The 14,177-nt window shown below is 38.6% G+C and carries 12 protein-coding genes and 2 pseudogenes; 11 read left to right on the top strand and 3 right to left on the bottom strand.

The genetic code is table 11. From position 1 onward, the window contains the following. Positions 1 to 1,495: 1,495 nt before the first annotated feature. Positions 1,496 to 2,104, bottom strand: a complete 609-nt coding sequence (locus tag LJE72_RS11320) for a nitroreductase family protein (protein WP_229247679.1) — start codon at positions 2,102 to 2,104, stop codon at positions 1,496 to 1,498. A gap of 240 nt (positions 2,105 to 2,344) precedes the next feature. Between LJE72_RS11320 and LJE72_RS11315 the strand changes: the two genes are divergently transcribed. From LJE72_RS11315 to LJE72_RS11305, 3 genes are all read left to right on the top strand, one after another. Further along, positions 2,345 to 2,980 carry a DUF3786 domain-containing protein gene (locus LJE72_RS11315; protein WP_229247678.1) on the top strand — a complete coding sequence of 212 codons (636 nt, stop codon included), beginning with the start codon at positions 2,345 to 2,347 and terminating at the stop codon, positions 2,978 to 2,980. A gap of 155 nt (positions 2,981 to 3,135) precedes the next feature. Next, complete coding sequence (locus LJE72_RS11310; RefSeq protein ID WP_229247677.1) at positions 3,136 to 3,513, top strand: hypothetical protein; 378 nt, start codon at positions 3,136 to 3,138, stop codon at positions 3,511 to 3,513. A 215-nt stretch (positions 3,514 to 3,728) separates the two neighbouring features. Next, on the top strand, positions 3,729 to 3,908 hold the full coding sequence (locus tag LJE72_RS11305) for a transcriptional regulator (RefSeq protein ID WP_229247676.1): 180 nt from the start codon (positions 3,729 to 3,731) through the stop codon (positions 3,906 to 3,908). A gap of 219 nt (positions 3,909 to 4,127) precedes the next feature. On the opposite strand, the gene LJE72_RS11300 is transcribed toward LJE72_RS11305, so the two are convergent. Beyond that, positions 4,128 to 4,604, bottom strand: coding sequence for a DUF456 domain-containing protein (locus LJE72_RS11300; protein ID WP_229247675.1), 477 nt, complete (start codon positions 4,602 to 4,604; stop codon positions 4,128 to 4,130). A 226-nt stretch (positions 4,605 to 4,830) separates the two neighbouring features. On the opposite strand from LJE72_RS11300, the gene LJE72_RS11295 reads away from it, so the two are divergent. From LJE72_RS11295 to LJE72_RS11265, 8 genes and pseudogenes are all read left to right on the top strand, one after another. Then, entirely contained in the window at positions 4,831 to 5,466 is a 636-nt protein-coding gene (locus LJE72_RS11295; RefSeq protein WP_229247674.1) for a Vat family streptogramin A O-acetyltransferase, read from the top strand. A gap of 732 nt (positions 5,467 to 6,198) precedes the next feature. Beyond that, positions 6,199 to 6,537 carry an HflX-like GTP-binding protein gene (locus tag LJE72_RS26745; protein WP_396390877.1) on the top strand — a complete coding sequence of 113 codons (339 nt, stop codon included), beginning with the start codon at positions 6,199 to 6,201 and terminating at the stop codon, positions 6,535 to 6,537. A 46-nt stretch (positions 6,538 to 6,583) separates the two neighbouring features. Then, positions 6,584 to 7,456, top strand: coding sequence for a GTPase HflX (gene hflX, locus LJE72_RS11290; protein ID WP_396390885.1), 873 nt, complete (start codon positions 6,584 to 6,586; stop codon positions 7,454 to 7,456). Between the two features lie 152 nt (positions 7,457 to 7,608). Beyond that, positions 7,609 to 8,505: pseudogene (locus LJE72_RS11285) on the top strand (macrolide 2'-phosphotransferase). A 304-nt stretch (positions 8,506 to 8,809) separates the two neighbouring features. Continuing rightward, positions 8,810 to 9,973: an NAD(P)/FAD-dependent oxidoreductase gene (locus LJE72_RS11280; protein ID WP_229247673.1), complete on the top strand. Its 1,164-nt coding sequence runs from the start codon at positions 8,810 to 8,812 to the stop codon at positions 9,971 to 9,973. 306 nt (positions 9,974 to 10,279) lie between these two features. Beyond that, positions 10,280 to 10,966: a response regulator transcription factor gene (locus LJE72_RS11275; RefSeq protein WP_229247672.1), complete on the top strand. Its 687-nt coding sequence runs from the start codon at positions 10,280 to 10,282 to the stop codon at positions 10,964 to 10,966. Beyond that, positions 10,941 to 13,016, top strand: coding sequence for a HAMP domain-containing sensor histidine kinase (locus LJE72_RS11270; protein ID WP_229247671.1), 2,076 nt, complete (start codon positions 10,941 to 10,943; stop codon positions 13,014 to 13,016). The genes LJE72_RS11275 and LJE72_RS11270 overlap by 26 nt, the downstream gene beginning before the upstream one ends. Before the next feature lie 233 nt (positions 13,017 to 13,249). Continuing rightward, positions 13,250 to 13,405, top strand: a pseudogene (locus LJE72_RS11265) (DUF3102 domain-containing protein); the annotation flags it as partial. Between the two features lie 213 nt (positions 13,406 to 13,618). Here the strand turns inward: LJE72_RS11265 and LJE72_RS11260 are convergent. Then, positions 13,619 to 14,002 (bottom strand): MerR family transcriptional regulator, encoded by a 384-nt coding sequence (locus LJE72_RS11260; protein WP_229247670.1) that lies wholly within the window; start codon positions 14,000 to 14,002, stop codon positions 13,619 to 13,621. Between the last annotated feature and the right edge of the window lie 175 nt (positions 14,003 to 14,177).

Here is a 14,177-nt window from a genome sequence, read left to right as displayed (position 1 = left end):
GGCCAAGGATACTTGGAGCATAGCTCCTGGGAAAGTAGGTCATCGCCAGGTAACAAAAGAGAGACTATCTCTAACGAGATAGTCTCTCTGTGTGTAGTTATACTGTAACTTAAGATACTTGGGTCCTGGGTTCCACCCGTTCGGGATCCACACTGCAGGAGAGTGCGTTATATGTCGCAGTGTGGCGAAAGGATCATCCGCCTTTCGTTCCAGGGCCAAGGATACTTGGAGCATAGCTCCTGGGAAAATAGGTCATCGCCAGGTAACACATCATAAACAGAAAGACTATCTCTAACGAGGTAGTCTCTCGCTTGATGGGTTGAGAATTGGGTTGGCCTTTATTAGAATAAATATATCTGATTGTGAGCACGTTGTTATCGTATGGATTTAAAGCTGACGCTATGTTAGGCTTTAGATAAGGATAGAAGTTTAAAGGAGAGTGAATAGGCTTTCAATGAACTGTGAATTGATGGCATAACTTTCGGAGAAACTCTGACCAAGTGATTAACGTCTTACGTAAAAACTTATTTATGCAATGTAGTGAAAATATTCACCATACATCTAAATAAAGTAGTTAACTTCTATTCCTAGATAGTTATTTGCATAAACTGATGTTTCGGAAGTCATCATTCAATTATCTGATTTTAGATCAAGTTACCAAGAGATGTCTAACGAGTGAATAAATATGAAGGGGGCGTCGCTTATGTTAGCATGGATTTTAACGTTTGGATTGTGTATTTTCTTGGGTGCATGTACTGTAGTTATTGCCGCTTCATGTAATAAACTTTATAGGCTGGTTCATAGATTCTAGGCAAATGAAAGGGATGAAGTAGTAGAGGCCAATCATATCTGTTAACGCCTTGCAAAATGAGGTTTGGAAAACTCTGAATGAAGGGACAGGTTCCTTATTTTGATTAGAACAAGGGACCTGTCCCCTCCATTTATGTAATAGGAGATTTTAGGAGTCACAGAATGTATTTTCCTTTATCTGTTGAAACCGGAATACATACTGTCAAATATTTAGAGATTATTCTGGATAAAAACTGTAATACGAGACCTCACCGCTGGAGTGTTTGTGATGGGACTCCGTGAGGATTTATTGTTGCTAATCTTGGGAGGAATTTAGGAAAGAACGTGGAAGGTAGTAGGAGCTGATCATTCTTATAGAATAGCTATTGCATTAAACGTTGTCATAAAACAGTCAAAAAAATGATTGTAAACAAGGCAACTATCACTCCAAAATAACATTGATGTTAAGTTTTAATACTTTTCGGTAGCACGATCCCCTTAACAGGTTTCTTCAAAAAGTAAAAAGCAACAGTTGGACATTTCGGGAGAAACGCTAACTGTGCTGACTGCTTATCGAGCAAGAGAGGCTAATGTCAGTCTTGGGGCGAAGCATAGTGATGTTATAGGAGTTGAAAAATCAGAGGAATTATTCGAAGCTTGTAGTATGATAATTAATTCTGCAAATCGTAAAGTAGATTTGAACGGATTAAACTTCTTTAAGCAAGATCTCACTTAACTCAATTCTAGGACGAGAGTTGGGGGTTTGGTCAGGATAACCTACGGGTAGTAAGGCCACAACATTATAATTCTCGCCTAATCCTAGAATCTGCTTTACTTTCTCTTGGTCGAACATCATGACCCAACAGGTGCCTAAACCGAGGTCAACAGCACGTAATGTAATGTGATCGATAGCAATGGCCGCGTTTAAGCGAAGATAGGCTTCGGCGGTGGCTTGATCCATTGGGTTACGCTTTGCATAACTTTCTGTGTCCATCTTCTCGAGGGGGGTATCTGTGAAGGCACCCGCTTCCATGAGTTCTCGCATTCGAGTTCCTAAGCCTCCAAAGGACTCTGTAGACACACAGCATGCGATGACAACGGGCGCATGGCTGACAAATGGTAAAGGAGTAGCTTGGCTTAATTGTCTGCGAGCTTCATCACTTTTAATTACAACAAAGCGTGTAGGTTGAATATTACTGCCAGATGGAGCTAATCGCGCGGATTCGATAAGTTGAGTAATCAAGGATTCTGGAATGGGTTCGGATTTAAATTTTCGAATGCTTCGTCTGGCTTTCATGGCATCAAGTAATTCCATTTAAAACAACTTCTTTCTCAAATTATTTAAGTACTTATTGGGTTATATTTGTTGTTTCCATCCTAGAATAGTATTAGGATTATAGTGTCTTCTTATTCCTAGGGGTTAAGTCTGTCGACTGATGAACTTCATTGATACCAATAATATAGGAAACTTGTGTGATTCACCAGGTCTTGGAGCCAAGATGTGTATTTTTGTTTCAAGCGCCTTTGTGCAAAAAGGAGAGGGTGGTTGATTAAAATGGAAACAAATTACCGAGTTGCTTATAATAAATACTGGCAGGACCTAAAAAGAAAGGTACCGGAGGAAATCGCCACACAGCTTGCTGTGACCTACTCTGGAGAAACCCAACAATTCATTGTGACGTTCTTTAACTCAGAGTATATTTTAGATTGCAAAACTGAGACGATCTACAGGGAAATAGATGGATATGTCCCAGATATTAATGCAGCCATCATAATCTTGAATTACCTGGCCTATGCCAAAACAGCCCAAGAAACCGCTAAAAAATGGGTAAGTTTAAAGGAAATACCGAACGGTGGGATGCTATTTTACCCTGCCTTTCACAAAAGTTCGATCCTAGGCCTTGTCAGGGCATTTGGAGATCAGCCCAAACAATTATTGGCGTATGCGACTGCTTTAGGTGGAAAACCTGCATCTTTTGGGGATGCGTCAGCTGTTTTCCAAGCTTTCCCCGAAATCCCCTTGTGTGTAATTGTTTGGGAAGGGGACGAAGAAGTTCAAGCTAATGCCACCATCCTTTACGAGCCGTCCGTTGAACATTTATTGCACATCGAGAGCGTTATCGGCCTCGGCATGTATTTGGCGAGTCAATTAATACGGCGAGCAACTTCATCTTTAGCATTGCCATCTTAGATTGAACCGCAATAATATTTTGAGAGGATTGTTAATTCGGGCCTGTAGGGAAAATAGTAGTAGTCAATCGCCAATAAGTATATACTAGACTCAATGTCGTGGAGGTTGAAGCGATACCTTAGACAATGATAATTAAAATTGTAGGGAGACTGAAAATGAATTTTGAACAAATTTACTACGCCAATAGCCAACATAAGGGACATTTCTTAGCTCTTATAACACAGAAAAAATCAAATGAGTCTGGCTATTACTCAGCCTATTACATACTTACTTCAACTAAGGAGATTTGGTCAGCAACAAAAAGATATACCACTCTAGAAGAAATCGATTTTGGCAAAATTTTGGAACAGGGTTTTGCGAGTAATCATAAAGCACTTATTTTACTTGCTCAACATCTGTTCATGGGAAGTACTAGCTTTGACTTAGATCATGCTTTGGAAAGCTGGGATCAAATCAGTTACAGTGTAGCTTTGCAAGCAATTAAACTGCGATGGACACTTTCGCGAGAGAGTATGGAGGGATTTTTAGAGTAAAGGCTGGAGGAACAATGCTACTGAACCAATAAATAGGTGCCGTACTAAAACTAATATTTTTCGTACAGCACCTGTTATTTTTTCTTGACTTGCCCCAGGATATAGGCATTTCAAAAAGTAGATAATAGAAGATGAATGTTTACATTTTTGGGTTAGGAACTTAAACTGAATCAAAAGGTAAATATAATCAAGACTTTTTGAAAGGGCTGAGTAAAATGAGTATTAAAGAAGATGTACTGAAAGCAATGAGAGATGCAGGAGAACCTGTGAGCGCGGGAGAGGTTGAGAAATTAACAGGTCTGGAGCGTAAAGAAATTGATAAAGCATTTAAAGAATTAAAAAAGGAAGAAGCGATTGTTTCTCCTGTTAGATGTAAATGGCAACCTGCTAACTAAACACTATCTTTTATAGTTTGATAAACGTGGATAAGAATAAACTCCTGTCACAGATGCATTCGTATCTGCACAGGAGTCAATATTTCCATGGAATTCTTTAGAGGATTAGCAACTATCTAGCAAGGCTGTCTATGTAAAAGGTGATTAAAAGGCATTTGAACATGGTTCTTTGCAGTAAGAATTAGTAGAGCATTATTAATTGGGCTTCGTTTTAGTCCATTAAATACGTATAAAGAAATAAACAATCATTAAAATTTCAGCACATAATTTTAATACTGTCCCACCGAGGATGCCGACCAGAGTTCCAAACCCAACACGGATTGCTTGATTTATTTGTATACCACGCAACAATTCAGCCACAACAGCACCAAGGAAGGGGCCAATGACGATACCCAGCGGTCCGAAGAAAATCAAACCAAGGATTGTGCCGATGATTGCACCCCAAGCTGCCTGTTTGCTGCCGTTGAAGCGACGTGTGCCAGCAGCAGAAGCAACAAAATCCACGGAAAAGACTAAAACCAGCACTAATGCTTGTAAGAGAAAGAAATTTGCATCTAGTGTTGAAAACTTCGTCATGAAGCCATAAAGAAGCATGCCTCCGTAAATCAGGATGGAACCAGGTAAAATAGGCAGTATAGTCCCCAGCAGACCAGCGACAAAAAAGATGATCGATAGAATTAAAGCTGTCGTCTCCAAATTAAGCGCCTCCTTTTTATAGAAAGAAGTAAGATGAGACGGGTCTGCTAATATTTAATTGCTATACTAAAAGTGCGAAAGGAGTATCTCTCATCCTCTATGGATAGCTTAACACAATACATGGAGGATGGACAATTCCTTATGCCCAAAATTTATAAGAATAGACAGATTTCAGGACAGATAACCTGAATGATAAGTATTGGAGGCAAAAAAGGAGCTGTGTTATATGAATGGACCAGATAAGAACAAGCTATATCCGAATGAAAGGATAAAGACTGTTTGCTACATAAAGAATCTGCCCAAAAGGGCAAATGTTGAGATTGGAGACTACACGTATTATAGCGACAACAAAAACTCTCCCGAGGATTTCCATAATAACATTGAACATCATTATGAGTTTCTGGGTGATAAGTTGATAATAGGGAAATTCTGTGCAATTGCAGAAGGCATCAGATTTATTATGAATGGTGCAAACCACAGGATGGACGGCATTACAACATATCCTTTTAATATTTTTGCCGGCGGTTGGGAAAAGGTAACTCCAACTGTAGAACAGTTACCCTTCAGGGGTGACACTGTAATTGGTAACGATGTATGGATTGGACAGAATGTGACTATCATGCCAGGAGTTAAAATCGGTGATGGTGCGATTATTGCTGCTAACTCAACTGTGGTAAAAAACATTGAACCTTATACAATTTATGGCGGCAATCCAGCTAGATTTATTAAGAAACGTTTCACTGATAAAAATATTGAATTGTTGCTAGAACTCCAATGGTGGAATTGGGACGAGAGTAAGATATTTGAAAATCTTGAACTGTTAACTTCAGATAAAGGGGTGGATCAATTAGGACTAATTTAAATCTTATAGACTTTTGGGCAGGGGAGATTTCTATACAAGTTCAACATATGTGTGATATAATATGATTGATTTTAAATGGATGGAGGGTTGTCTTAAAATGGGTATTTGTCATATTAGACTCCGATTTAAATACTTTATGTAACTAATTTAATAGTGCTTAAAGGCTCTACCGCTGTGTAGAGTAATCGGGATTTGGTATGCCTATTTTTAAGAGAACCTTATTAACGATATATATGTATAATGAAATTCGTTAAAGAGGGACCAATCTGCCCTCTTTTTGTTGTATTCTTATATCAATAAAATCTCCTCAAAGAATGAGTTATTTCTGGTGCGATTCTTTGAGAGACCTTGCGTTAGTCAGTAAGACGCTTGTTTTTGGTATTTTAAGAACAAAATTTCTTTGTACTAGTCAGACCCCCATATCGCTAGCTAGCATCACTAATCAATGGAAAAGTGTGTTGCTTGCGCTAGCTAAGTTTTTTGAACTTTTTAGTAGGCATCTTCCCGTTTACTCATAACACAGGTAACCAGCCTGTGTTTTTTTGTGCTATCAGAAAGTATAAACTTGCGTTATATACTTTCTAAGCATAAGTGCAACTAGAGCTGCCGCCTTCGGTCCCTTCTCGCCATCCATGGCCGGTGCCTGCGGCTGACAGAATGACTAATACGTGAGAAGACAGTGTCTTCGGGTGCCAGCCAAGTTTTCTTTACATTCAAATGGGAGGAATATATATGGAACAAAAACAAAAAGCGATACTAGTAGGGGTTCAACTTAACAATCAGCAGGACTTTACAGATTCAATGGAGGAATTGTTTAACTTAGCAAATGCATGTGATCTAGAGGTAGTTGGTGAAAAGATCCAAAAATTGAATGGCTTGAATATATCCTATTATTTAGGCAAGGGTAAAATCCAAGAAGTATTAGCATTACTTGCTGAGAAGAATGCTAATCTAGTAATTTTCAATGATGAGTTATCTCCTTCTCAAATTCGTAACCTAGAGGAAATTTTAGAATGCAGGGTCATAGACCGAACGGTTCTGATTTTGGACATTTTTGCTCGGAGGGGCTAAAACCCGGGAAGCCCAACTACAGGTAGAAGTAGCGAAATTGCAATATATGTTGCCCAAATTAATTGGTCTGGGAGAATCATTGGGTCGTCAGGGGGGAAGTTCTGGCCTCAAAAACAGAGGCTCTGGGGAGACAAAACTAGAGCTGGATCGTAGAAAGATTGAAGATAGAATCAGTGGATTAAACAAAGAATTGGAGACACTTGTAGCTCAACGTCAAAACCAACGGAAAAAGCGTAAAAAGAAAGAGATTCCTGTGATTGCTTTAGTAGGGTATACAAATACAGGCAAGTCAACTCTTATGAATGCCATGATAGATTTATTCAATCCATCAACAGAGAAGCAGGTGTTTGAAAAGGATATGTTGTTTGCCACTTTAGAAACCTTCGTTAGAAGCATTAAGTTACCGGATAACAAATCCTTCTTATTAACAGACACAGTAGGTTTTATAAGTAAATTGCCTCACCATTTAATTAAAGCATTTCGATCAACGTTAGAAGAAGTTGCAGAAGCTGATATTCTGATTCACGTCGTTGATTACTCAAATCCTCAATATAATCAACAAATTAAGGTTACGAGGGAGACGTTAAAGGAGCTTGGAGCAGATAATATTCCTGTTATCTATGCTTACAACAAAACAGATTTGGTCAGTGTTGAAATTTCAAAAATTGCAGAGGATTGCGTATACATTTCTGCCAAGAGGAAAGAAGGAATTGTTGATTTAGTGAACGTAATTGGGCAAAAGGCTTTCACAGCCTATGTCCACTGTGAAATGTTAATTCCGTATGACAAAGGAAATATTGTATCCTATCTGAATGATAATGCAACGATAAAATCAACTCTTTATCAAGGTAGCGGAGTGTTAATATCTTTAGAATGTAAGGAAGCGGATTATGAAAGATATCAACAGTATGTAACCTAAAATAATAATTTCTAGGTGATATATGATGGATATTAACACGAAGATTCGAAAAGCTTCCTAAGACTAGAAAAATTGGTGGGACACCGATGGCTTTCTAAATGTAAACCGACTGCTTGTACGTACGTAATAATATATAGAGGATGTGATGCTCAATGAGCAAAACAATAAATCAAGTCATTGAAACAGCGGAAAAACATGGTCTGCAGTTGAAAAAAACACTTTAGAATTTAATGAATCGGGCCTTGACTTTCAGGTTGTATTTGCAACCGATCTAGAAGGTAATGAGTGGGTACTGCGTTTTCCCAGGCGTCAAGATGTTGTTCCTAGAACGAAAGTAGAGAAAAATGCCTTAGATCTGGTGAACCAATACTTTTCATTTGAAGCGCCAAACTGGTCGGTGTACACAGACGAGCTGATTGCGTACAAGAGGTTATGCGGCATACCGGCAGGTACCATAGATCCTGATACACATGCCTATGTATGGGAAATTGATGAGAAAAATGTACCGGAGTGTTTTCATCAAACGCTTGGAAAAGCACTGGCATCGCTGCACAACATTCCCAATAAAAAGGCAATTGAAGCTGGATTGGTTGTTCATACTCCAGAAGAGGCAAAACAGTCGATGAAAGAGCGTATGGATTCAGTGAAGGCAAAGTTTGGAGTGGGCGAGTCACTATGGAAATCGATGGCAGGCATGGCTGAATGATGAAGAAATGTGGCCTAAAGAAACCGGGCTTATTCATGGAGATGTACATGCAGGGCATATTTTAGTGGATAAAAATGCAAATGTGACTGGCTTGATTGATTGGACTGAAGCTAGGGTAACTGATATGTCAAATGACTTTGTCATCTATTATAAGATGTTTGGTGAAGAAGGGCTTGATTTGCTTATTAAGGCCTACAAAGAAGCGGGGGGATATTTTTGGCCGAAGATGAAGTCGCACATCATTGAATTAGTGTCTGCCTACCCAGTTGGAATTGCTGAATTTGCAATAATATCTGGTCTCGATGAATATGAGCAAATGGCAAAAGAAGCCTTAGAGATTTAATCTGAACCAACTAAATTAATTGAAACAATATAATAACAGTTCTTAAAAGCATAGTCTTTTTTTAGAGATGAGAGAAGACTATGCTTTATTGCTGATAAGAATGATTATTCAAAAAACAATTGATAATTATAATAAGTTGTTATAAAGTTCATACTGAGGCGAAATTGAAGGCTCTTTTAGAAAAGAGGAAGCATAATGTTGCCGGGCAACTTACAGCGTTTAACTTTCCAACTGTCGGAAGCCAGCTGGATTTATCCCTTGTTATAAAGGTATTAATGAAGTAAAATTGGCGGGTGGAAAATTAATGCATATAAGCAGTAAAGAGTTGAAGCCAGATATAATAATTATTGGCGCCGGCATTATTGGATTAAGCATTGCCTATCATATTCTGGAGGCGGATCCCAAACTGTCAATAACCATATTGGAAAAACAAAAAATGCTCGGAATGGGGTCCACTGGCATAGGAACTGGAAGTATTCGCCACCAATTTAGCAGTCCTCTGCTCAGGCGCTTGAGTCTTCTAAGCAGGGATTTCTTCCTTAATTTTCAGTCAACTTTTGATACCCCAATTGAGTATCTGGAAAAAGGAGGATTACTGCTAGCTGATAATGAGGGGTTGTGGAATCAATTGCAATTGACAGTTGAAGAAGCTGAGACTGATGGCATTCCTATGAATTTGCTGGAACAAGAAGAATTGCTAAGGAATTTCCCCTACCTGGACAGAGACCGCTTTCAGGGCGGTACATTTTGCCCATGGGATGCCTATGCAGACCCGTATGCGGTTTTGGCGGCGGTTTACGCGGCGGTACGTCGAAAAGGCGCTGATGTTCATTTCGGACGGGAAGCAACGAAAATTATCCTCGGTGGAGAGCGGATTAAAGGCGTCGAAACCAAGCGAGGGACTATTTGGAGCCCGCTTATAGTGAATGCCGTTGGTCCCCATGCAGCCCAGTTAGCGGCAACGGCAGGGATTATGCTTCCTGTGCAACCCTTTCGCCGTCAGGTTTACGTCTGCACTAACCCGATAGATGTGCCTCCGAAGACCCCCCTAATTACGGATCTGGCTACCGGTTTCTATTTACATCAGGAAGTCAGCGCGAAGACGGTATTATTAGGGGGAACCGATCAATACACCTGGCCTGGGTTTGAAGAAGGGGTTGATAAGTCTGTGGCTGAAGATTTCTTTACGGCAGTCATGGAGGCAATCCCTTCGGCGATCGATATAAAATGGTTGCGCACCTATACGGGGATTTGCGAACAAACGCCTGATTTTCTTCCGATTATTGGCGAAGCACCAGGATTAAAAGGGTTTATTTTAGCTAATGGGTTCAGCGGACATGGCTTTATGCATGCTCCCGCTGCTGGACTCATCGTAGCAGATCTAATTTTGAAGGGCAGAACTGAGCAGATCGATCTTAATTCATTTCAACCGGACCGATTCGAAAGATTTTCTCTTCCGGAATCCTAGGGAGTTCACAGCCTGACTTGTTTTCTTGAAGCCCTCTCTTGTTAGAATTCTAGCAAAAGAGGGTTTCTTTGCTTTAAATCAAAGGCACTCGGCCATTTAAGGACAGCGATAAGTGAAACCACGGTGATCGCTTGAGCCTTGGAGGATTTGGCGTTGACCTCTTAAATATTGGGTCCATGTTAATTATTAAGAAGTTCTTAAGAATTAGATTAAGATTTTCGTAAGATTTAGCTGATATCATTACCTAAAGGAAATAATAAAGGGTGTGATATGATTGAATAAACCAATACGTAGGAGTGATACATCATGAATATACTAGTTTGCGATGACGATAAAGAAATATTAGATGCTATAAAAATCTATTTAGAAAACGAAGGCTATAAAGTATTCAGAGCTTCAAACGGACTGGCAGCGCTGGAAGTCGTTGAAGAACATGAAATCCATCTGGTTATTATGGATATTATGATGCCCCAAATGGATGGACTAAGGGCAACGATGAAGATCAGAGAAGATAAAAATATTCCGGTTATTATGCTTTCTGCAAAATCTGAGGATACTGACAAAATAATGGGCCTAAATATGGGGGCTGATGATTATATTACCAAGCCCTTTAATCCTTTGGAATTAATTGCACGAGTGAGGTCTCAGCTAAGAAGATATATGACACTGGGGAGCATAGAAACAAAAAGTAATGTCTATAAGACTGGCGGACTCGTAATAGATGACGAGTGTAAGATTGTATCGGTTGATGGTGACGAAGTAAAGCTGACTCCCGTCCAATATAAGATATTAAAGCTTTTGACGGCCAATGCGGGAAGCGTGTTTTCCATCGACGAAATATATGAGAAGGTATGGAAGGAAGTTGCTTTTTGTCCGGAAAACACTGTTGCAGTCCATATAAGAAAGATAAGAGAAGGTATAGAAATAAATCCTAAAGAACCAAAATATTTGAAGGTGGTGTGGGGAATTGGATATAAAGTGGAGAAGATATAGCCATTCGCTTGTAACAAAGGCTATTGTTTTTATAATTACAGTACTGTGTTTCACTAGTGCCTTTACAATATTTTTGAATATTGCATTGGTGCATAGGGCCGACTTTGATTTTTTTTTTGAAAACAGCTATTATGAGGGCAACGATTATCGAAGAGACAGCTCAGAAATCGTTGAAAGTTTGAGAAAAGTACAAAGATATAAGAGTGAGCAATTTATTTTAACTGGCGGAACTCTTACCGAAGAAGAGATTCAAAATGAAGAAAGCAATTTGTTTAGAGAGTTTGAATATAATTCAAGGAGTTATAACCCTAATTTAACGATTGAGGAAAATTTTAAGACATTCAAAGAAGTCTATGCTGATAAAATTTTACAAGCAAAAGATAATTTAATCAAAAATGACCTTAATGATTATCATTTAGCGATGCAAAGATTAGCTAATTATCAAGGTCTTCTCTATTATGCAAATAGTGGTGGAAATGAATTTACTAATAGCCCAGATAAAGCTAAGAACTATTTCAAATCCCATCCGGCTTATATGATTTTTGACGGCTCAGAACAAGAGATATTTCCGAGGGAAATCAACGATAGTAGGGATTATTACTGGGTTAGTGCTAGTATTGATCAAATAGGGTTACAAGACATTATGTATATTGCTTTTACGGAGGATTATTTGAATTCCAAAATTTTAGAATGGAAGGAAAACAAACTATTAATTACTAATGGTCTCTATCAAATAACGGGCTTTTTACTAGGATTTGCGGCAACTTTTATATATCTATTATTAGTTACAGGCAGAAAACCAAACCAAGACCAAGAGGTTCAACTAAACTTTATCAACAGAATCTATAATGATTTCAACATAGGCATGTGTATTGTTTTGATTGCATTATGGGTTGGGGCCATAGATCAATTGGAGAATCTCAAGAGCTATAAATTAATATTTCCAATCACTTTACCAATAGTTGCCCTTGTTTGCGTATTGGTTCTGTCCTTAGTAAAACATCTTAAAAACAGGACATTTATTAAGCACACCTTGACCTATAGCATCTTTCATAAACTTTTTAAATTCATCAATGATATCTATAATAGTGGAAGTATGGCAGTTAAAGTCGTCTTAATAGTAATAGGCTATCCTGTTATCGTAGCCATAACATTCTTTATGTTTCCTATAACGCTTGGAGTAGCAACTTGGTTAGCCTTTAAGAAGGTAAAGGAATTTAATGCCATAAAAGATGGGGTAAAGCGGGTAAAAGATGGAGATATTCACTACACTATCAATGTAGCTGGAGAGGGAGAGCTTGCTAAACTTGCGGCGGATATAAACAGCATCACTGACGGCTTATACAAAGCAGTTGAAAGTGAGACCAAAAGTGAACGGTTAAAAGCAGAATTAATCACTAATGTATCTCACGATATTAGAACTCCCTTAACCTCTATTATCACCTATGTCGATTTATTGAAGCAGGAGAAGGATCAAACAAAGGTCGAAGAATATCTCGAAATAATTGACCAGAAATCACAACGGTTAAAGGTTTTAACAGAGGATTTGTTTGAAGCAGCTAAGGCCTCAAGTGGGACTATCTTGGTAAATTTCGATAAAATCGATCTCTTATCGTTAATAACCCAGGGGTTAGGGGAACTTGATGATAAAATACAAGAGAGTAAGTTAGAATTTAAGCTTAGTCACTCTAACGATAAAGTATATATCAAAGCCGATGGAAAACTTTTGTGGAGAGCTATCGAGAATTTGTTATCCAATATATTTAAATATGCGCTAGAAGGGTCAAGAGTCTATATTGATATTATCGATACAGGCACTGGGGTAACACTGATCATTAAAAATATCTCGGCCTATGAATTGAATATTTCTTCTGACGAGCTAATGGAGCGGTTTAAACGAGGGGATGAAGCCAGAAGCAGTCAAGGAAGCGGGTTAGGATTATCGATTGCCAAAAGTCTGATGGAAGTTCAAAAAGGAAGTTTTAATATTGAAATTGATGGAGACTTATTTAAGGCAGTAATCCAAATGACCAAAGCAGAATTAAATTAGGGAAAATAGTAAACAAGGATTAATTGCCTGTCTTAGGAAGAGAAATGTTGCCAAAAGGCCAAGATTGGGAGAATGAGTTAAAGCTGCCGCAAATTTTTTACGGCAGCTTTTTTGCAGTTGTATTTAGGGCTTGCTAACCAACCCCCTTTTCTACTCTAGGCAACCAAAATCTTAGGATTTTCCGCTTAATATCCAACTTGGACTTTGAGCAATCAACTAAGGATGCAGCCGGTATGAGGATGGAAATTTCCAACAGGACGCCTGAGCAAATCGCGTCCGAGCTTAACTTTATTAAGGAACAAAGCGGCAAAATACTGCTTAGCAACGCCGTTGAGCTGATACCCCATGGAGAGTGGCTTAAATGGCCGACTGAATCAGTGAGTTACTCCCCCGTCGGGGAAGAGAGGCCAAATGTTGCATTGATGCAACATTTGATTTTAACTCCATGTGCACGGTTTTTGACGCCAAAGGCTGTCTTACAGGCACATTATTTATTAAGACACTACTCGTAAACCCTTGCCAAGTCTAGACCTTTCGATAAATAAGCAAGCCCTATTTAGGTTTGAAATCGAAATTGTGTATGAAGCATTAAGTATGAAATTCTATGATTTGTTTCCGTTTAGAGGTATACTACAACCGGAATCGTATAATTCAAGCTTATAATCGATTGTTTTAAGGTTTTCCTTTAAATCATCCATTTGTTTTAAAACCTCTTTACGATGATCAATAAACATTTGTCTTCGGATTTCCAAGGTGTCATCTCCTTGCAAACACCATTCGATATACAGCTTGATTTGTTTAATCGGCATTCCCGTATTTTTTAAACAACAAATGAGTTTCACCCACTCAAGATCACCGTCTGAAAATTCCCTGTTTCCAGCTTTATTGCGATCTATAAATGGCAAGAGACCTTCTTTATCATAATATCTTATCGTGTGAGCAGTTAGGTCAAACTTTTCAGCAACTTGGCTAATCGAGTATCCCAAATATAACGTCTCCTTTTAAAGGATAATTAGTGTTATTGAAACTTGACTTAGAGCTAACTCAAAGTGTTAACATCAGTATAAACTAGGTAATATTGAATTTCAAGTAGTGAACATTATTAATTTATTAATGACTAGTAAAGGGGTTTGAGATTTCTTGAAAGATAACATCGTTCAA

The organism is Desulfosporosinus shakirovi, from assembly GCF_020595055.1.
GTDB lineage: Bacteria > Bacillota > Desulfitobacteriia > Desulfitobacteriales > Desulfitobacteriaceae > Desulfosporosinus > Desulfosporosinus shakirovi.
This window is presented reverse-complemented; position numbering and strand designations above follow the sequence as displayed.